The organism is Streptacidiphilus sp. PAMC 29251, assembly GCF_054208735.2.
In genome coordinates, this window is the sequence record NZ_CM135725.2 from 8,673,496 (window position 1) to 8,690,839 (window position 17,344).

At 70.5% G+C, this 17,344-nt stretch carries 19 protein-coding genes and 2 pseudogenes; 8 read left to right on the top strand and 13 right to left on the bottom strand.

Annotated elements, in window-relative coordinates; genetic code table 11:
- Positions 1-84 precede the first annotated feature (84 nt).
- Positions 85-795, top strand: a complete 711-nt coding sequence (locus ACXKR8_RS41065; protein ID WP_458269608.1) for a TetR/AcrR family transcriptional regulator — start codon at positions 85-87, stop codon at positions 793-795.
- Here ACXKR8_RS41065 and ACXKR8_RS41070 read toward each other — a convergent pair whose 3' ends face one another.
- On the bottom strand, positions 796-2,334 hold the full coding sequence (locus ACXKR8_RS41070; protein ID WP_458269609.1) for an amino acid permease: 1,539 nt from the start codon (positions 2,332-2,334) through the stop codon (positions 796-798).
- Between the two features lie 508 nt (positions 2,335-2,842).
- Between ACXKR8_RS41070 and ACXKR8_RS41075 the strand changes: the two genes are divergently transcribed.
- Both ACXKR8_RS41075 and ACXKR8_RS41080 read left to right on the top strand, forming a co-directional pair.
- Complete coding sequence (locus ACXKR8_RS41075) at positions 2,843-3,136, top strand: hypothetical protein (RefSeq protein ID WP_458269610.1); 294 nt, start codon at positions 2,843-2,845, stop codon at positions 3,134-3,136.
- A gap of 171 nt (positions 3,137-3,307) precedes the next feature.
- Positions 3,308-3,760 (top strand): annotated as a pseudogene (locus ACXKR8_RS41080) (ATP-binding cassette domain-containing protein); the annotation flags it as partial.
- A 496-nt stretch (positions 3,761-4,256) separates the two neighbouring features.
- On the opposite strand, the gene ACXKR8_RS41085 reads toward ACXKR8_RS41080, so the two are convergent.
- Positions 4,257-4,895, bottom strand: a complete 639-nt coding sequence (locus ACXKR8_RS41085; protein ID WP_458269611.1) for a DUF433 domain-containing protein — start codon at positions 4,893-4,895, stop codon at positions 4,257-4,259.
- A gap of 212 nt (positions 4,896-5,107) precedes the next feature.
- Between ACXKR8_RS41085 and ACXKR8_RS41090 the strand changes: the two genes are divergently transcribed.
- Positions 5,108-5,452: a hypothetical protein gene (locus ACXKR8_RS41090; protein ID WP_458269612.1), complete on the top strand. Its 345-nt coding sequence runs from the start codon at positions 5,108-5,110 to the stop codon at positions 5,450-5,452.
- Between the two features lie 22 nt (positions 5,453-5,474).
- Here the strand turns inward: ACXKR8_RS41090 and ACXKR8_RS41095 are convergent, their stop codons facing one another.
- The 4 genes from ACXKR8_RS41095 to ACXKR8_RS41110 all read right to left on the bottom strand — a co-directional run bounded on the left by ACXKR8_RS41095 (position 5,475) and on the right by ACXKR8_RS41110 (position 7,626).
- Positions 5,475-6,119, bottom strand: coding sequence for a hypothetical protein (locus ACXKR8_RS41095; protein WP_458269613.1), 645 nt, complete (start codon positions 6,117-6,119; stop codon positions 5,475-5,477).
- A gap of 151 nt (positions 6,120-6,270) precedes the next feature.
- On the bottom strand, positions 6,271-6,822 hold the full coding sequence (locus tag ACXKR8_RS41100) for a DUF6907 domain-containing protein (protein ID WP_458269614.1): 552 nt from the start codon (positions 6,820-6,822) through the stop codon (positions 6,271-6,273).
- A gap of 364 nt (positions 6,823-7,186) precedes the next feature.
- Entirely contained in the window at positions 7,187-7,378 is a 192-nt protein-coding gene (locus ACXKR8_RS41105; RefSeq protein WP_458269615.1) for a hypothetical protein, read from the bottom strand.
- Positions 7,375-7,626 (bottom strand): hypothetical protein, encoded by a 252-nt coding sequence (locus ACXKR8_RS41110; RefSeq protein ID WP_458269616.1) that lies wholly within the window; start codon positions 7,624-7,626, stop codon positions 7,375-7,377. The genes ACXKR8_RS41105 and ACXKR8_RS41110 overlap by 4 nt, the downstream gene beginning before the upstream one ends.
- Positions 7,627-7,723: 97 nt before the next feature.
- On the opposite strand from ACXKR8_RS41110, the gene ACXKR8_RS41115 reads away from it, so the two are divergent.
- Both ACXKR8_RS41115 and ACXKR8_RS41120 read left to right on the top strand, forming a co-directional pair.
- Positions 7,724-8,488: a GntR family transcriptional regulator gene (locus ACXKR8_RS41115; protein ID WP_458269617.1), complete on the top strand. Its 765-nt coding sequence runs from the start codon at positions 7,724-7,726 to the stop codon at positions 8,486-8,488.
- A gap of 604 nt (positions 8,489-9,092) precedes the next feature.
- Positions 9,093-9,521: pseudogene (locus ACXKR8_RS41120) on the top strand (ABC transporter permease); the annotation flags it as partial.
- Between the two features lie 33 nt (positions 9,522-9,554).
- On the opposite strand, the gene ACXKR8_RS41125 reads toward ACXKR8_RS41120, so the two are convergent.
- The 4 genes from ACXKR8_RS41125 to ACXKR8_RS41140 form a co-directional block, all read right to left on the bottom strand.
- The gene (locus tag ACXKR8_RS41125; RefSeq protein WP_458269618.1) at positions 9,555-10,379 is read right to left on the bottom strand and encodes a DUF4389 domain-containing protein; all 825 of its coding nucleotides are present in this window, start codon (positions 10,377-10,379) and stop codon (positions 9,555-9,557) included.
- Between the two features lie 105 nt (positions 10,380-10,484).
- Complete coding sequence (locus tag ACXKR8_RS41130; RefSeq protein ID WP_458269619.1) at positions 10,485-11,351, bottom strand: Fpg/Nei family DNA glycosylase; 867 nt, start codon at positions 11,349-11,351, stop codon at positions 10,485-10,487.
- Positions 11,352-11,417: 66 nt separating this feature from the next.
- Positions 11,418-11,990, bottom strand: coding sequence for a hypothetical protein (locus ACXKR8_RS41135; RefSeq protein WP_458269620.1), 573 nt, complete (start codon positions 11,988-11,990; stop codon positions 11,418-11,420).
- 77 nt (positions 11,991-12,067) lie between these two features.
- Positions 12,068-13,027, bottom strand: coding sequence for a GlxA family transcriptional regulator (locus ACXKR8_RS41140; protein WP_458269621.1), 960 nt, complete (start codon positions 13,025-13,027; stop codon positions 12,068-12,070).
- A gap of 120 nt (positions 13,028-13,147) precedes the next feature.
- Between ACXKR8_RS41140 and ACXKR8_RS41145 the strand changes: the two genes are divergently transcribed.
- Complete coding sequence (locus tag ACXKR8_RS41145) at positions 13,148-13,447, top strand: putative quinol monooxygenase (RefSeq protein ID WP_458269622.1); 300 nt, start codon at positions 13,148-13,150, stop codon at positions 13,445-13,447.
- A gap of 3 nt (positions 13,448-13,450) precedes the next feature.
- Here the strand turns inward: ACXKR8_RS41145 and ACXKR8_RS41150 are convergent, their stop codons facing one another.
- Positions 13,451-14,158 (bottom strand): SDR family oxidoreductase, encoded by a 708-nt coding sequence (locus tag ACXKR8_RS41150; protein WP_458269623.1) that lies wholly within the window; start codon positions 14,156-14,158, stop codon positions 13,451-13,453.
- A gap of 101 nt (positions 14,159-14,259) precedes the next feature.
- Here ACXKR8_RS41150 and ACXKR8_RS41155 point away from each other — a divergent pair, with 101 nt between their 5' ends.
- A complete protein-coding gene (locus ACXKR8_RS41155) occupies positions 14,260-15,093 on the top strand; it encodes a helix-turn-helix transcriptional regulator (RefSeq protein ID WP_458269624.1) in 834 nt (277 codons plus the stop codon).
- 34 nt (positions 15,094-15,127) lie between these two features.
- Here ACXKR8_RS41155 and ACXKR8_RS41160 read toward each other — a convergent pair whose 3' ends face one another.
- Together ACXKR8_RS41160 and ACXKR8_RS41165 are read right to left on the bottom strand one after the other, a co-directional pair.
- Complete coding sequence (locus ACXKR8_RS41160) at positions 15,128-15,874, bottom strand: response regulator (protein WP_458269625.1); 747 nt, start codon at positions 15,872-15,874, stop codon at positions 15,128-15,130.
- Positions 15,859-17,187, bottom strand: coding sequence for a sensor histidine kinase (locus tag ACXKR8_RS41165; RefSeq protein WP_458269626.1), 1,329 nt, complete (start codon positions 17,185-17,187; stop codon positions 15,859-15,861). Before ACXKR8_RS41165 ends, ACXKR8_RS41160 begins: the two co-directional genes overlap by 16 nt.
- Positions 17,188-17,344: the final 157 nt, after the last annotated feature.

The following is a 17,344-nucleotide window of genomic DNA, read 5'->3' on the forward strand; positions in this document are numbered from 1 at the left end:
ATTAAGCGGCCGAGACTTCGCGCCCGTTGCTCCGAGGTTTCCCCGCGGTAACGCCTCCCCGGTGCGGTGTGCCAGGATCGGGGAATGTCCACCACCGCCGGTGCCGCCCCCGCGCCCCGCGCCAGGGTCGGCCGCCCCCGGGCCCAGGGTCCCGTTGCCGACGGAGTGGCCCCGCGCGACGGGGTCCTCGCCGCCGCCGCCGAGCTGTTCACCCGCCACGGCTACGGCGCGACCACCACCAGGGCCATCGCCGAACGCGCCGGACTGCGCCAGGCGTCGATGTACCACTACTTCGCCGGCAAGGAGGACATCCTCGCCGTGCTGCTCGAAGGCACCGTCCGACCCTCGCTGGACCTCGCCCGCGCCCTGGTGGCGCACCCCTCCGCGCCGGCCGAGGCCCGGCTGTGGGCGCTGTGCCGGGCGGACGTGGCGCTGCTCTGCGGCGGTCCGCACAACCTGGGCGCGCTCTACCTGCTGCCCGAGGTGGCCACCGACCGCTTCGCCGCCTTCCACCGGGTCCGCGCCGAGCTCAAGCGGTCCTACCGAGATCTGCTGGCGGCGACCGCGGCGGCGGCGACCGTTCCCGCCGCCGAGCTGGAGCTCCGCGCCGACCTGGTGTTCGGGCTGATCGAGGGCGTGATCCTGATCCGGCGTCAGGACCCGGACCCCTCGGCCCCCGCCCTCGCCGTCGCGGCGGCGGACGGCGCGCTGCGGCTGTCCGGCGCGCCCGAGCCGGCCGTCGTCACCGCCGCCGCGCAGGGTGCCGCCCTGCTCGACACCCTGCGCGCGGGCTGACTAGCGGGTCTCTGAACCCCTCCGCTGCGCCCGGTACGCGACCAGCCCCAGCAGCAGCGCGCCGCCCAGGAACAGCAGGGTGAAGTACTGCAGGTACCAGTGGCCGCCCTGCGGGTCGTAGACCTCGGCCCGGGGCCAGGCCAGGTTGACCGCCATGGCCACCCCGTAGAGCACGGCCAGCAGGTTGATCGGCAGGCCCCAGCGGCCGAGCGAGAACAGCGGGCGGCCGGTCTCGTCCGTCCCGGAGCGGCCGCCCAGCGGCACCCCGCGGAAGCGGCGCAGCAGCATCGGCCCGGTCACCATCGCGTAGGCGAAGTAGACCAGCACGATGCAGGTGGTGCCCAGGGCCAGGTAGACCGAGGCGGAGACCAGGCTCAGCGCCATCGCCGCCGCCGCGAGCACGCCGACCACCACGGCCGGGGCGTTCGGGGTGCCGGTGCGGGTGCCGACCGCGGCCAGTCGCCGGGAGGCGGGCAGCGCCCCGTCCCTGGCCATGGAGAACACCATCCGGGCGCCGGCCGTCTGGATCGCCAGGGTGGCCACGCAGACCGCCACGGCCACGTCCAGCAGCAGCGCTCGGCCTACCCCGCTGCCGAGGCGGCTGGTCAGCACATAGGACAGGCCCTGTCCGGCCAGGTTGCCGTCGGTCAGGCTGGGCGCGGCCAGCACCCCGCCGAGCAACACCAGACCGCCGCCGATCCCGGCCGCGGCGACCGCGCCGAGGATGGTGCGCGGCGCGGTGCGGCTGGGGGAGCGGGTCTCCTCGGACATCTCACCCGCGCTGTCGAAGCCGACCAGGACGTAGGCGGCGCTGAACGAGGCGATCAGGAACACCCCGAGGTAGCTGCCCCCTGACTGCCCGGTGTGCAGCACCACGCCGGCGCCGCGCTCGGTGTGGGTGAACAGCAGCACCGCCATCAGTGCGATGCCGATCAGCTCGCAGGTCACGCCGACGCTGTTGATCAGCGACATCACTCTGATGTCAACGACGTTGACAATGGTGGTGGCGACCAGCAGCACCAGGCCCAGCAGCACCGCGTTCTCCGCGCCGCTGTGGGTGGTGGGGGAGGGGTCGCCGCCGACGATCTGGAAGCCGGACCAGATCGCGGGCAGCACCACCTGCAGCGCCAGGGCCGCCGCCGAGACCACGACGATCTGCCCGATCACCATCAGCCAGCCGGCGAACCAGCCGAAGGCGGGCGTGCTCAGCCGGGTCGCCCACTGGTAGACGGCGCCCGAGATGGGGTAGCGGGCGGCCAGTTCGGCGAAACAGGCGGCCACCGCCAGCTGGCCGACCAGCACCAGCGGCCAGGTCCAGACGAAGGCGGCGCCGCCGAAGGAGAAGCCGAAGGCGAAGAACTGGAACACGGTGGTGAGCACCGAGATGAAGGAGAAGCCGGCCGCGAAGGAGGCGTAGCGGCCGAGTCTGCGGTGCAGTTCCTGGCGGTAGCCGAAAGCCGCCAGGGCGCCGGCGTCGATGCCGGAGCTGATGGCGTCCGGGGCTGGTGCCGGTGCGCTGATGGTGCCGGGTTCGGACATGGATGTCCCCTGTCGCTCTGAGGCGGTACGCGGGTGCTGCTGGACGGAGCGACAGGTGGGACGGGTCCGTGGCGGCGGACGTCGTGATTGGCAGTCAGAGAAGCGTCCGGTCGTTGCGTTCGCGCTAACCCGGCGTTACGGCTGCGGAAACCGTGCGGCGCAACCCGTCCGACACGGCCGCGATATGGCGGGGAAACCTCGGGACCTTAATTTCTGTCGTGCGACAGGTATTAAGTGCTCCTCCTGCGGGCTCCGGTGGCGGCCGGGGCCCGCTCTTCCTCGTCCTTCCCTCTTCATTAGACGCGATATAGCGTGTTGACACGCGACAGTCGCGTTCATATGCTCGGTACCGGATAGTCGAGGTCGAGGAGGGCGTGATGGCCGCAGGCCCGAGCGCACGGTCTACGGCGTCACCGGGTCCGGAGCCGGTGAACTGCGGGAATGGCTCTCCGAGCTGATCGGCACCCCGGTCAAGGAGTACCCCCGCTACGAGGCCGCGCTCTCGCTGATGGGAGTGCTGCCGCCGGACGAGGCCCAGTCGCTGCTCGAGACGCGGCTCGCCGTGCTGGAGGTCCACATCGCCGAACATCGGGCGCTGCTCCCCGAGTTGGGCCGAACGCTGCCCAGGGTGTTCCTCATCGAGGGCGAGTACAGCCTCGCGATGACGACCGCCGAGGCGGAGTGGACCAGGCAGTTGCTCGCGGGCATGGCCGACGGCTCGCTCAGCGGAATGGACGGCTGGCGGCAGTACCACGCCACCGGCCACGCCCCCGAGGAGTGGCTCGCGCTCGAAGAGAACTGAACGAAAAACCCCGCCCAGGTGCGACAACACCGGGCGGGGCCAGGAACCTCGGCACCGACTTGCGACAACAAGGCTCGGCACCTACGAGGCACTCACACCGTCCATCGTAGCCCGAGTCCCCAGTCGCTGATCAGTAGCGGAACGATCAACGAACGAAGGGACAGCACCGCCATGACCAGCCCCGCCCCGCCCGCAACCAGGGCAGCCACCACCCGCACCCCCGCCGTCCAGGCCGCCGACCTGGTGAAGACGTACCAGGTCAAGGGCCGCAACGAGCCGGTCCGCGCGCTCGACGGGCTCAGCATCTCGGTCGAGCCCGGCATCGTCTTCGGCCTGCTCGGCCCCAACGGCGCCGGCAAGTCCACCACCGTCAAGATCCTCACCACCCTCGCCGCCGCCGACAGCGGCCGCGCCACCGTCGCCGGGATCGACGTCGCCGCCGACCCGGCCCGGGTGCGTCGCGCCATCGGCGTGGTCGCCCAGCGCTCCGGCGCCGACCCGGTCGCCACCGGGCGCGAGAACCTGCTGCTGCAGGGCCGCCTCTACGGCATGCGCGGTGCCGAGCTGAACCGTCGCGCGGACGAGCTGCTCGGCCGGTTCGACCTCACCGCCGCCGCGAAGCGCCAGAGGCACCCGAGTCTGCGCCGCAGCCCACCGCGTGGCAGCCGGTACGGCTCGCGTCAGGGGTGCCAGTACTTCGGCTTGTGCTTGCGGGGGTCCTGCATCTCGAAGCGAGACTTCGGCGCATGCTCCAGGCGCGAGATGCGAACAAGCCGCTGGCTGTCCGCTGCCTCCAACTCGGACATCACGATGGGCATCGCAGCTGCAATCGCGCCCATTGACAGGCCCACCCCGACAACGCCGTCTACGGTCTGGCTATATCGGACATGGTGGATCTTTGCTTTCATGATGGCCTTCGTCTCGTCGGGGTTCTCTAGCTGTGCCTTGTCCCGGGTGAGGAAGACGTCATAACCCTTCTTGGCCGCATCCCGTAGCAGCGGGATGTCCTTCTTGCCTGACCAACCGATGCGTGTGACGTGGTCGATCTGATGGCGGGGGAGTAAGAACCCGAGGACGTCGAGCAGCTGTACGGCGGAGTTCTCGTCGACGAGTATGCGCATTAAGCGGCGCGTCCTCCTGGGGCGTAGCTGTCGACGTAGGCCGCGAAACTCTGGGCATCGCGGGCTGCTGCTGCGGTGACCGACGGGTAGTAGTCGGCGATGCGCTCTGGTGGGACACCGTCGCGGATCAGGGCGGCGATCTCGTCCGATGGCACTCGAGTGCCATGGATGACGGGCTGGCCTCCCTGCGTTTCGGGGTCGACGGAGACATGCTCGTAGGGTCGCAGCAGATGCGGCACGACGACGCCGGCCCGGGGTGCGAACGGCTCGAAGATGTCCGCAAGGGTGGCGATCACGCGCTGGCCGGGCTGCCTCAAGAGGTCGGTGGCGTGTTCGTCGTCGCCGCACAGGGCGATGGACTTGCCGTCCGAGACAAGCCTGTACGCCGACAGGTGGTCAAGTTCGCCGAGCTGGCGCAGGTTGTCTACTGCGGCGCGCAGGGCCTGGAGCGAAAAGTCCTGACGCAGCTTCGCGAACGCCCGTAGGGCGAGCACATCACGGAAGGAGTAGATGGCACGGGGCCGGCTTGAGAGCTCGGGTGCAAGGAAGTGGCCCTTGCCGCGATCCGTCCGCCAGCTGCGGATCTGGCCTGTGGTGGCACCGGACAGCGCCGCAGCCATCTGCGTGGAATACGCCATGCCCCGTCACCTCCATAGGTCAGTATCCCCAGCCTGCCATGCCATGACGCACTATCCGACCGGCGATGCCTGTGGACAGTATCGAAAGGGCGCTGTCTTCTGTGTGACACTCGCGGATTCCGTTACTCGAAGGAGTGGCCGCCGGATGGCTACGGCAGCAGCCTGTTGCGCCACGGATGGCAGGCATGCCAGGTGCGGTTCACCATGGAGCCATGAACGTATACGGGGGCCGCTCAGTTCATGTGCGGCCAGCCACATCCTCCGGGCCTCATGAGGTCGAGGTAGATGTCTACGAGGAAGCACCGCCCCGCGTCGTCGCGACGGTCGCCGTGACGACATGGTGGGACGTTGTCGTTGTGGAGCGAAGCTTCTCCGTCCAGTCCGGCAGGCGCCAGGTCGACGATGCCGTGAAGCCCCTGCTCAACGCGAAGTCGGCAAAAAGCACCTGGCCTCCTGATGCTGAGACGGCGACCGACGAGGACGGCGAAGAAGACGAGGAACAGACCGAGGACCAGGAGGCGCAGTCCGGTGCCGTCACTAAGCCGACGAACGAGTAGATCCCAGTCGAAGCAGGAGCTCCTACGGGCAGGCCTCGCCGAATTTGACGGCCTTGAAGGACACGGGCTGCCCGGTCAGCTTCGTACCAGCCGCCGGCGACTGCGAGCAGACCTGCCAGTTCGACTCGATGATCACGATCCGGCCCTGACCGGAAGCATCGCCGACCGACAATGAGGTGTCCGACGGGAGCGCGTCCCGCGCGGCCGAGACGGCCTTGCCGTGGAAGTTCGGCATCGTGGTGCCGGCCTTCGGGGTGGAGGTGCCCGCGTCATGCTGCGGGCAGGTCTCGTCGGTCTTGACGGCGCCGAGGTCGACGGTGGCATCCGTGGACCTGGTGCCAGGAGCGGGCGTCTGGGTGCAGACCTTCCAACCCCGGTCGAGGATCTGGTGCCGGTCGCGGCCGAGGGCGTCGTGCGACTTCAGCGTGTCGAAGCCGGCCGCCTGGGCGGTGTCCTGGGCGCTCTGTAAGCCCTTGCCGACAAGGTTGGGCAGCGTGCCGGTCTTCGGGCTGGCGCTGCTCGGCGGCGGGCTGGCGGAGGTGCTCACGGGAGCCGTGCTGATCGAGAGGCGCGGTGGGGAGGCGGCAGTGCCGGTCTTGGTGTTGCAGCCGGCCAGTGCGAGCGCGGCTGCGGTGACTGCTGTGGCCGCGACGATGCGGTATTGCACGTTGGTCTCCCAGAGAGTGATTGGGGCACAGCGTGTCAGTGCGTCGGCTGGTGACTACGGAGTACGACCGAGCCGTTACCTAGTGTTCGACTGTGTCGAGGGCGGGGGCCCTGCTCGACCTTGGCCAGGACCCCCGCGCGCAGCCTACGGGCTAGATTCCCGGCTCCCAGTCGTCGGTCCACGTCGGCGGTGCCGGGGTGCCTTGGTCGGGCATGTCCTCGACGCGCAGGCTGTCAAGCAGGTCGGCGAACTCCCGGAGGCGACCAGCCTGGGGGATGAGGTGGTCGGCCAGGGTCCGGATCTGGTCCGGGGTCATCTCGGCCGGGGCGTCGTCCCCGTCGAGGTAGACCAGGCCGCAGATCCCGCGACGGGCCAGGGTGTCCGCGAACGGAGTCCATACGATCTCCGTGCCCAGCAACGAGTGGGGGCCGAGTGGCTTCCAGGAAATAGTGGGAACCCCGACTTCCACCTCCAGGGAGATCATCACCTCGGAGGTGTGGTCCTGCTCGGACGCCACGTCTCCCTGGATCTCGTGCGGGCGGCCCTTGCACCAGTCCGGGCACGGGCCGAGCAGGTCGATGTCCGGCCGCGGGTGGGCGTGGATCCACTGGAGGTGGTCCATTTCCTCCTTGGTAAAGCGGTACTCGTCGTCCACGCTGGTCTCCTCGTACATGGCGAGGGCCCCGGCGCTGGATACGAGCACAGCGCCGGGGCCGGTCGGCACCGCCCGTACCCGTGGCCTCCCAGACTTTTCACTGGGTACGGGCGGTTGTTGGACACCGTCCGGGTGCCGCTGGGGAGCATGACCCACCCGGACGGTGGTGTTGCCCCGCCCGGCCGAAGGGGGTTCAACGGCCAGGCGGGAGTTCAGAGCTGGTACGTCCGAGTCGTCGTACTCGGCGGGATCTTCCGCTTGCACTTGCCGACGCACGCCACGACGGTTCCGCCGGCACCGGAGTCGCTGTGGATCTCCCGGACGATGCGGTTGGCCGCACCCCAGGATCCGCACCGATGGCAGTACCCGGGTGCGGTGCCGGTGGGCTCGGGGATGCGGATCCTCGGCCGGGTCACGGCAGTGTCGCCAGGATCGCGTCGGCTGCGGCTTGGATCGCCCGCAGGAGCCGTATGTGCTGCCGGTAGCAGGCCGGGTGGTCGAGCGCGACGAGCGGCGATGTTCGATCGTCGGGGTCGAGGCGGACCAGGGTGCCTGCGGTCGGGTCCGGGCAGTAGCTGCAGTGCCTGACGGTCGCGATCATCATGGTGCTGTCCTTCCGGGCTGGCTGACTTCGGCCCAGACAGTGACCGTGCCGGTGATGCCGCTGGTGCCCCAGTCGTCGCCCTGCTGGACTGCGGTTAACGCGTCCTGGTACTGCCGGTGGGGCAGGCGGGCGCGGATGGGTGCTGCGATCCGGATGCGGGTCGGGCCGATCTCGGTCACCTCGGCGGGCGCGTCGGCGGCGCTCTCCAGGGCGGCACGGAGCTGGACCGCTCGGTCGCTGAGCTGCATAGCCACCCCTCTGCTAGCACGATGTAACCGTGCCAATACGGTAGCGGGTGTGCCGATACTCTGTCATCACCACCGCACCGTGCTAGGGAGAGTCGACATGACCGAGGATGACGCCACACCGCCATACCTGCAGGTCGCCGAAGCACTGCGGGAACGCATCACAACCGGCGCACTCGTACCCGGCGCGCGCCTCCCCTCCCTCACCGAGCTGAGCGCCGAGTTCGGGTACAGCGGCACGGTCGGCCAGCGCGCCTATGCCGTCCTCGTCGACGAGGCCCTGGTCGTCTCCCGACCCGGCGCCGGGCACTACGTCCGTTCCCAGGAACCGGCGACCGAACTGATCCACTACCCGCGCGCACCCGCCGGGTCCGGCTCGCCCACCGAGGCCACCCTCGCCGAGCAGGGCGTCGAGGCCTACTGGAAGCACGAGTCCCAGACCGCCGCGGCCACCGAGCAGGTAGCCGCGCGCCTGGGCATCGAGGCGGGCGACGCGGTCATGCACACCGTGTACACCTACGTCGCGGCCGAGCGGCCGGCGATGCTCGCCGAGTCCTGGGAGCCGATGGCCATCACCGGATCCAGCCTGGTCGTCCTGCCGGAGGCCGGACCGCATGCCGGTATCGGTGTGGCTGACCGGATGGCGATCCTGGGTATCGACGTCGGCATACCGGTCGAGCGAGTCCGGGCGCGGACGGCCACCAGGGCCGAGGCGACCCGCTTCGGCGTCGCACCAGGCGTTCCCGTGATGGTGGTCGAGCGGACGTACTACGACCAGGCCACCGGGAAGCCGGTGGAGATCGCCGACCTGGTGCTGCTCGGGTCGCGCTGGGTCTCGGTGTACGGCACCCCGCCGTCGGTGTAAGACAAAAAGCCCCCGCCACCTGCGGTTGCAGGCAGTGGGGGCAATGTCGAGGTCGCGCACCCGATCGTCCGCCGCGGCGACGGAGTACCAAGCCAAATGGACGCCACGGTGATCAGGTGCGGTCCTCATGCACCCACTGGATGACGTCCGAGGGGATGTAGCACGTCGGCCCATCGAATGGCTGGTAGATCACCCATCCAGCAATGACCTTCACGAAGCCTCCGGCCTCTTGTACGAGTCCTTCGCCATAGTCGTATGACTCTCGGAATCGGATCAGCATGGGCCCGAATCCTGGCTCTGGCACATTGCCGCTCATCGTGCACCTCCGCTGCTCGCCTACCTCCAGCGTGCGCCTGCCTGCCGGGTTGTGCGCGCGGGGCGGGGTCAGCGCGGTTGCTGTTCCGAAGGAAACGGGGAGTGCTGGCGGCGCTTGGCCCGGCGCTTGTTCGCGAGAGCGGAACAGGCCCATGCCAGGGGGACGACCATGCTGCCGCGGAGGGCCTGCGCCCAGCTGTCGGGCACCCAGTAGTGGCCTATGGCGACGCTTGCGCACCAGAGCGCGGTCATCATCGCGACCAGGACGCTCCAGTGCCGTTGTCTCCTCGCGCTGCAGTCAGTGATCATCATCCTGCTCGGCTGGGCGGGCGGTGCGCACTACCCCGGCGGGGCGCTCGGACTGCTGATCCTGGTCCTGGTGTCCTCCGCGCTCGGCACCATCTTCGGGGCGTTCTCCAACGCGCTGGGCATGCTGGTGCGGGAACGGGAGTCGATCATCGGCATCAACGCCTTTCTGCTGCTGCCGCTGACCTTCCTCTCCTCGGCCTTCATGCCGCCGGGCCTGATGCCGCACTGGATGCAGGTGGTGGCCCGGTTCAACCCGGTCAACTGGGCCCTGGAGACCAGCCGTGCGGCCATGTCCGCCGACGCGGACTGGTGGTCGGTGCTCAGCCACGGCGGCTGGACCCTGCTGCTGGCCGGCTTCGCGGTCTGGTTGTCGCTGCGCACCTTCCGCTCCTACCAGAAGTCCGTCTGACCAGGGCGGCGCCCGGCGCTGCTTCCTCCGGTCTCAACGGGCGGAGGAAGCAGCGCTGCTGTTGTCGCTGTTGTTGTTGTCCATGCCGTTGTCAGTGGCGATGTTCTCGACCGTTCCGCTGACCAGCCCCACCACCAGGAGCAGCACCAGCAGCCCCTTGCCGGCGCCGCTGAGCAGCAGCGGCCGGGTGGCCGAGTAGGCCCCGGACGCACTGCCGGGCACCGCGCCGAGCGCCACGTCCGAGTCGTCGCCGAAGAGCCGCTTGGGATACGCCGAGGTGAGCATCATCAGATAGGCGGTGACCCGCATGCTGAAGCGCAGCACCGCCGCCGTCGCCTCGAACATCGGCCGCGGCATCCGGCCCAGCACCAGCACCACCAGCCAGAGGAAGAACGACAGGGCGAGCCAGCCGGTGCTGAGCAGGCTCTGCACGATCCCCGCCGGGATCACCAGCAGCAGCCGGAAGAACACCGCCAGCCGGTTCAGCTCACCCGGCCGTACCTCCACCTGGATCGGGTACTCGGCCGTGGGCCGCAGCGCGAACGGCGGATAGCGGTCCACCAGCAGCATCGCGCTGCCGCTGACCCGGGTCTGGTAGCCAAGGAAGCCGGTCAGGTACCGGGCCGCGAACTCGGGCAGCCGTCCGGTGAGCAGCGCGCCGAACCAGCCGATGATCACTACGAAGAACGCCGCGATCCCCAGCAGCCACAGCACGATGAACTGCGGAATCAGCAGCAGCCAGCGCAGCAGCACGGTGAGCCGTGACTGCTCTCCCGGTTCCGGGACGTCCAGCGCCGGCAGCCACTCCGCCGCCGCGCCCGGGCTCGGGAGGGTGTTGGTCCAGCCGGTCTGTGACATGCGGAGCGCTCCGTTCGGCGTGCTGACCCCCACTCAGGTCAAGCCTCGCAGCCGCCCCCGCGCTCCGCTCGCTGGGACGGGCGGATTGATCCACTCGGGGCGGGTCTACTTCAGCAGCCGGGACAGCCGCCGGTCCGCGAGCGGCTTGCCCCCGGTCTGGCAGGTGGGGCAGTACTGCAGCGACGAATCGCTGAAGGACACCTCGCGGACGGTGTCCCCGCAGACCGGGCAGGGCTGCCCGGTCCGGCCGTGGACCCGCAGCCCGCTCTTCTTCTCGGCCTTGAGATCCCTGAGCGGCAGCCCTTTGGATCGTTCGATCGCGTCGTTCAACGTCGTGCCGATCGCCGCGTAGAGGCGGGCGGTCTCGTCCTCGGAGAGGTTGGCGGCGGGCTTGAACGGGGACATCCGGGCCACGTGCAGGATCTCGTCGGAGTAGGCGTTGCCGATCCCGGCGATCACGCCCTGGTCGCGCAGCATGCCCTTGATCTGCCGGCGCTCGCGGTGCAGCAACTCGGTGAACGCGGCGAGGGTGAAGGCCTCGGAGAGCGGATCGGGGCCGAGTCTGGCGACCCTGGGCACCTCCTGCGGATCCCGGACCACATAGACCGCCAGCCGCTTCTGGGTGCCGGCCTCGGTGACGTCGAAGCCCGCCCCGTCGGGTTCGCCCAGCCGTACCCGCAGGGCAAGCGGACCCTTGCTCGGACGCGGCGGCGCCTCCGGGAGCGCGTCGTTCCAGCGGATCCAGCCAGCCCGGGCCAGATGGATGACCAGATGCAGACCGCCGACCTCGAAGTCGAGGAACTTGCCGCGCCTGGTCACGCTCTCGAACACCCGGCCCTCGAGCGCGCTCGGCGGCGGGTCGTAGGTCTTCAGCGCATTGATGGCCAGCGGGTACACATGGGCGACCGGACGGCCGACCACATGCTCGGCCAGGAACCGGGTGAGGGACTCGACCTCCGGCAGTTCAGGCATGCCCACCAGTCTGCACCGGAGCCACCGCCGCTGCGCTCCCTGTGCTGTGTGCCACTGGGGTCGGCGTCAGTCGACCGCCAACACCTCCTGCAGCAGCCCGTAGACGAACCGGGCCTTGCGGTAGTGCGGGACGCCGTCCTCGTCGGGGAGGGCGAACCGGCTGACCCAGCGGTTGGCCGCGTCCTCCGGCAGGTGCTTGACGTCGGGGAACAGCTGCTCCAGATCGCTGACCACGTACTGCCACGGCGCGAGCTCGCCGGACGCGGGCACGGCCGGCGGGTGCGTCTCCGGCGCGCGCACCAGCCACTCCTGCCAGACTCCGCCGCCGGGCCCTTCGACGGCCTCGAAGCGCAGCTCGGGCCACAGCGGCAGGGACCAGTGGTGCAGCAGGCAGGTGAGATCGCCGGTGCGCTGCTCACGGACCGACAGCTGCGGCCCGAGCACCGCCACCCAGCGGGCCACTCCGCGCGGCGCCCGCTTCGACCGGACGAAGCGCTGCCAGTCGGCGTTGACCTGGCGCATCTCCCCGGCCGAGAAGCCGAGCCCGCTGCGCGCCCGCTCCACCAGGCCCGGCTGGAAGTCGGCCATCCGCCGCAGCAGCACCAGTTGGAACTCCACCACACCGAACGCCTGCGTCATCGCGCCAGGATCTCACGGCCCGGCACCGATCAGGTCAGCTGCGCCGGCGCCGACCACCTCAACGGCGACCGACCACCTCAGCTGCGCCGGTACTGGCCCGCGGTGGTGCCGGTGCGGTCGCGGAGCAGGACGCGCAGGGTGTTGGCGTTCTCGTAGCCGACGCGTCGGGCGATCGCCTCCATCGTGTGGTCGGTGCTGCGCAGCAGGTGGGTGGCCTGCTCGATGCGCAGGTCCTGGACGAAGCGGACGGGGGAGGTCCCGAGCACGGCGCGGGTGGTGCGTTGCAGGGTGCGCTCGCTCACGCCGAGGGCGCGGGCGGCGTCCCTGACGCTCAGCGGCTGGTGCAGATGGTCGCGGGCCCAGCGCTCGAACGCGGCGACGGTGGGGTCGGCGGCGGCCAGCGTGCCGATCATCGTGTGGGCGGTCTGGGAGGGCCGTTCGTCGATCACCAGGTAGTTGGCGACCAGATCGCTCAGCGCGGGGCTGCTCCGGCGGACCAGGGTCAGCGCCAGGTCGACGTGCCCGAAGGCGGCGCCGGCGGTGGTGACGCCGTCGCAGCTGGTCACCATCCGGTTCTGATCGAGCGTCACCCGCGGGTAGCGCCGCCGGAACAGCGGAGCGAGCCACCAGGTGGTGGTGGCGTTCAGGCCGTCCAGGATGCCCGCCTCGGCCAGCAGGAAGGTGCCGGCGCAGGCCGAGGCGATGGGCGTGCGCCGGTCGCGGGCCCGGACCAGCAGCTCGCGCGCCGGGGCGGAGGCGGGGCCGGACAAGTACGCCACCAGTTCCTCGGGGCGCCGTTCGGCCACGGCGGGGACCAGCAGCAGATCGCAGTCCTCGGCCTCGGCGACGGGGGCGGTGCTGACGGCGAGTCCGCCGCCGGTGCGGACGGTGTCGGTGAAACCGACCATGGTGACCTGCCAGGGCGGTGGCGGCTGGGGCAGCCGCTCCCGCAGCTCATTGGCGCACCGCAGGATGTCCAGGACCGCGGCCAGCCCTGAGTCGAAGACGCCGTCGAGGACGAGCACAGCTACACGCATGGCGGAAACGGTATCGGATCTGCCGGATGCGCCACTGATCGACCGGACGCGCAGCCCATAGTTTCGTGGTGGTCGGCCGAACAGACGGATTCCGACCGCACGATCAGGATGGAGCACACGATGGCGCAGGTAGGTTTCCGGGTCCGGATCGAGGCCCTGCCCGAGTACGCCGACCAGGTGGAGGCCGCACTGCGGGACGCCCTGCAACTGGCCCGCGAGGAGCAGGGCACGATCACCTGGTTCGCCTTCAAGGAGAGCCCGACCGTGTTCGGGATCTTCGACACCTTCGCGGACGAGGAGGGCCGCACCGCCCACTACAACGGCAGGATCGCCGTCGTGCTGAGGGAGATCGCCCCCACCATGTTCGCCACCACCCCGGAGATCATCACCACCGACCTCCTGGCAGTCAAGCTCCCCTGACGGTTACCAGGGAAGGGGGCCCTCGGCGTCGAAGTAGCCTCCGGTGGGGCCGTCGGGGGCGGTCTGGGCCATCCGGACGATGATCTCGGCGCCCTGTTCGACGGTCTGCACGCCGGTGTTGCCGTTCAGGTCGGTCTTGGTGAAGCCGGGCTCCACCGCGTTGATCCGCATCTCCGGGAACGCCTTCGCGTACTGCACGGTGAGCATGTTGACCGCGACCTTGGACGCCGGGTAGGCCACGCCCGGGTAGGTGTACCTCGGGGTGCCCGGGGTGGTGACCTCGGTCAGCGAGGCCAGGCCGCTGCTGACATTGACCACCACCGCGGCGGCGGAACGCCGCAGCAGCGGGAGGAACGCGTGGGTGACCCGCACCGTGCCGAAGACATTGGTGTCGAAGGTCTGCCGCATCAGGTCGGCGGTCACGTCCGCGGCGCCGATCACCGCATTGCCGTCCCCCCGCTCCTCGACGCCGGCGTTGTTGATCAGTACGTCGAGGCCGCCGGCGGCCTCGACCACCTTCACCGCGGCCTGCACGGACGCGTCGTCGGTGATGTCGAGCTGGACCGCCCGCGCGCCCAGCTGCTCGGCGGCCCGGCGGCCCCGTTCGGCGTCCCGGCTGCCGAGGAAGACGGTGTGGCCCGCGGCGACGAGCCGGCGGGCGGTCTCGAAGCCGAGACCCTTGTTCGCTCCGGTGATCAGTGTCGTTGTCATGCCTCCACGATGCTGCGAAGTCGCGTGGTCAGCCAGGCGTCCCATTTTCCTGGGACTGCCAGTACCAGGACGATCCGGGCGCGGCGGTGCACAGTGGTGACATGGCGACCACGGAGTTCGGGCACACGGTGCGGCGCTGGCGCGACCGGGTCTCCCCGGAGGCGGCGGGCCTGCCGGTCGGCGGCCACCGCCGGGCGGCCGGGCTGCGCCGCGAGGAGCTCGCCCTGCTGGCCGGGATCTCGGTCGACTATGTCACCCGGCTCGAACAGGGCCGGGCGACCAACCCGTCGGAGCAGGTCGTCGAGGCCCTGGGCCGGGCCCTGCGGGTGTCCGCGGCCGAGCGCGACCACCTGTTCCACGTCGCCGGGCTGGTGCCGCCGGGGCAGGGCACGGTGCCCGCCTTCATCACCCCGAGCGTTCAGCGGATGCTGGACCGGCTGACCGCCACGCCCGTCGCGGTCTCCGACGCGGCCTGGACGCTGCTGCTGGCCAACCCGCTGTACACGGCGATGATGGGTCAGTTCCACGGCAGCGAGCGCAACGCGGTGTGGCGCAACTTCCTCGGCTCGGGCAACCGCCGGGTCCGGCACACCCCGCAGTCCCAGCGTGCGCTGGAGGTCTCGCAGGTCTCCGCGTTGCGGGCGACGGCGAGCCGGTATCCGGCGGACCAACGGGTGCGGCGGCTGGTCGCCGACCTGCGCGCGAACAGTGCCCGCTTCGCCGAGCACTGGGATTCCGGAGCCGTGGGCCGGCCCGAGGCCGCACGCAAGACCATCGACCACCCGCAGGTGGGCGCTCTGACGCTGGACTGCGACGTGCTGAGTGTGGCCGGCAGCGACCTGCGCATCATGATCTACACGGCTGAGCCCGACACCGAGGACGCCGAACGCCTGGCGCTGCTCGCGGTCCTCGGCACCCAGGAATTCGTCGGCTAGCGGCCTCCTCCCGAGGGACGCGAGGGGTGAGCGGCTATCCGCGTTCGGACGGCGTGCCCGGGGAGATCAGACCGGTCTCATAGGCGAGCACCACGGCCTGGACCCGGTCGCGCAGGCCGAGCTTGGAGAGGATGCGGGCCACATGGGTCTTCACCGTGGTCGCGCTGAGGGTGAGCCGCTCGGCCAGCTCGGCGTTGCTGAGGCCGGTGGCCAGCAGCCGCAGCACCTCCAGTTCGCGGGGCGTCAGCTCGGACAGGTCGCGGTGCACGGTGGACCTGGCCTCGTCGCGCGGAGCGAAGCGCTCGATCAGCCGGCGGGTGATGGTCGGGGCGAGCAGGGCGTCGCCGGAGCGGACCAGGCGGACCGAGGCCACCAGGTGCTCCGGGGTGACGTCCTTGAGCAGGAAGCCGCTGGCGCCGGCGGTGAGGGCGGCGTAGACGTAGTGGTCCAGGTCGTAGGTGGTGAGGATGAGCACCTTGGTGCCGTCCGTGCCGTCGCTGGTGTCCCCGCCCGCCAGGCCGCCCGCCAGGCCGCCCGCCGTGCTGCTCGCCATGATCTGCCGGGTGGCCTCCAGGCCGTCCAGTTCCGGCATCCGGATGTCCATCAGCACCACGTCCGGCCTGGTGCGCCGGACCGTGGCGACGGCGTCCGCGCCGTTGACCGCCTCGCCGACCACCTCGATGCCGTCGGCGGCGAGGATCATCCGGAAACCGGTGCGGACCAGCGCCTGGTCGTCGGCGATCACGGCACGCAGGGGCGGTTGACTCACGTGGTGCTCCATGGGATTCGGGCCTTGATCCGGTAGCCGCCGCCGATCGTACGCCCCGCGTCAAGCGTGCCGCCGTAGACGGCCAGGCGTTCGCGCAGGCCGAGCAGGCCACGGCTGTTGCCGGACAGGGACTGCACCCCGGGGGTGCCGCCGGTGTCGACGACCTCGATGGTCAGCGCGTCCTCGTCGTGGTCGATGGTGATGGCGGACGCGGCCCCGACGGCGTGCTTGATGGTGTTGGTCAAGGCCTCCTGGACCACCCGATAGGCCGTCAGATCGGTTCCGGAGGGCAGCGGTTGGGGTGGCAGCGAGACGGAGACGGTGACCGGCAGCCCGGCGCCGCGCACCCGTTGCACCAGGGAGGTGAGCTGGCCCAGCCCCGGCTGCGGTTCGAGTTCGTCGGGGGAGGGACGGCCGTTGGCCGGCGTCCGGCTCGGTCCGGTCCCGGAGACTGCCAACAGGCCCATCACATGCCGCAGTTCGGCCATCGCCGCCCGGCCGCCGGCCTCGACCGCGAGCATCGCCTCCTTGGCCAGCTCGGGAGAGGTGTCCAACACCGTTCGTGCGGCCCCGGCCTGAATGACCATCACACTCACATTGTGGGTGACCACATCGTGCAGTTCGCTCGCGATCCGGGACCGTTCCTCCTCGACGGCCCGGCGCATCGCGGCCTCCTGCTCCTGCTGCAGCTCGGTGAAGCGCAGCTGGGTGGCGGCCAGCCGCAGCCGCCAGAACCGTCCGGCACTGCCGAGCAGGCCCAGGACCAGCATCAGGACCAGCAGCCCGCGCAGGTTCGGCGCGGCGTTCTGGAAGGTCGCGGCGACCAGGATCGCTCCCAGTGTGAGACTGCCCATCACGGTGGCCGGACCGCGGCCGTGGAAGGCGACCGCGCCGATGGCGAGGCCGCAGGCCAGCACCGCGGCGAAGGTGGGAATGTAGTAGGCGATCTCGACGGCGATCAGCACCACCCAGAAGGTGGCGAGCGGGAACCTCCGCCGTGCGGCCAGCGCCAGGCCGGCCAGCGCCGGGACGAGATAGTCCGTGGCGTCCGGCGCCACCGGGGCCAGCAGTCCGAACGGGTCGGGGACGGGGCGAGGACCGGGGCCGGGCGGCGGCGGGGCCAGCGGCGGTGGGGTCGGCATCGGCAGCCTGCCCTGCCAGCCGATCACGCTGTGCCGCAGCGACAGCAGCACCACGACCGTCACCAGCACCGCGACCACCAGGTCGGCCCGCAGCGACCAACGGGGCAGCATGGGCCGCTGCCCCTCGGGGCGGAGCACCGCGCGCACATGTCGACCCAGCTCGCGCCCTTGCAGTATGTCCATGCCGCCATTCTCGGAGCCGTGCGCGGCTTTGCGCATCCCTCTCGGTGTCCCACCTCGACGCCGGGCGGAGTACATCGCAGGGATGACCCCGCGGCGGGATCCTCCGCTCGGCCGACGAAAGGTCGGTTCGACGGCCGACGCGGGCCAACCCCGGCTG

Bases quoted from the DNA above. Each gene is read 5' to 3' on its own strand.
- ACXKR8_RS41165 (WP_458269626.1), bottom strand. From the start codon at position 17,187: ATGGACATACTGCAAGGGCGCGAGCTGGGTCGACATGTGCGCGCGGTG.
- ACXKR8_RS41115 (WP_458269617.1), top strand. From the start codon at position 7,724: ATGACCGAGGATGACGCCACACCGCCATACCTGCAGGTCGCCGAAGCA.
- ACXKR8_RS41065 (WP_458269608.1), top strand. From the start codon at position 85: ATGTCCACCACCGCCGGTGCCGCCCCCGCGCCCCGCGCCAGGGTCGGC.
- ACXKR8_RS41155 (WP_458269624.1), top strand. From the start codon at position 14,260: ATGGCGACCACGGAGTTCGGGCACACGGTGCGGCGCTGGCGCGACCGG.
- ACXKR8_RS41075 (WP_458269610.1), top strand. From the start codon at position 2,843: ATGGGAGTGCTGCCGCCGGACGAGGCCCAGTCGCTGCTCGAGACGCGG.
- ACXKR8_RS41145 (WP_458269622.1), top strand. From the start codon at position 13,148: ATGGCGCAGGTAGGTTTCCGGGTCCGGATCGAGGCCCTGCCCGAGTAC.
- ACXKR8_RS41070 (WP_458269609.1), bottom strand. From the start codon at position 2,334: ATGTCCGAACCCGGCACCATCAGCGCACCGGCACCAGCCCCGGACGCC.
- ACXKR8_RS41125 (WP_458269618.1), bottom strand. From the start codon at position 10,379: ATGTCACAGACCGGCTGGACCAACACCCTCCCGAGCCCGGGCGCGGCG.
- ACXKR8_RS41140 (WP_458269621.1), bottom strand. From the start codon at position 13,027: ATGCGTGTAGCTGTGCTCGTCCTCGACGGCGTCTTCGACTCAGGGCTG.
- ACXKR8_RS41130 (WP_458269619.1), bottom strand. From the start codon at position 11,351: ATGCCTGAACTGCCGGAGGTCGAGTCCCTCACCCGGTTCCTGGCCGAG.
- ACXKR8_RS41105 (WP_458269615.1), bottom strand. From the start codon at position 7,378: ATGATGATCGCGACCGTCAGGCACTGCAGCTACTGCCCGGACCCGACC.
- ACXKR8_RS41085 (WP_458269611.1), bottom strand. From the start codon at position 4,895: ATGGCGTATTCCACGCAGATGGCTGCGGCGCTGTCCGGTGCCACCACA.
- ACXKR8_RS41135 (WP_458269620.1), bottom strand. From the start codon at position 11,990: ATGACGCAGGCGTTCGGTGTGGTGGAGTTCCAACTGGTGCTGCTGCGG.
- ACXKR8_RS41160 (WP_458269625.1), bottom strand. From the start codon at position 15,874: ATGGAGCACCACGTGAGTCAACCGCCCCTGCGTGCCGTGATCGCCGAC.
- ACXKR8_RS41150 (WP_458269623.1), bottom strand. From the start codon at position 14,158: ATGACAACGACACTGATCACCGGAGCGAACAAGGGTCTCGGCTTCGAG.
- ACXKR8_RS41090 (WP_458269612.1), top strand. From the start codon at position 5,108: ATGAACGTATACGGGGGCCGCTCAGTTCATGTGCGGCCAGCCACATCC.
- ACXKR8_RS41110 (WP_458269616.1), bottom strand. From the start codon at position 7,626: ATGCAGCTCAGCGACCGAGCGGTCCAGCTCCGTGCCGCCCTGGAGAGC.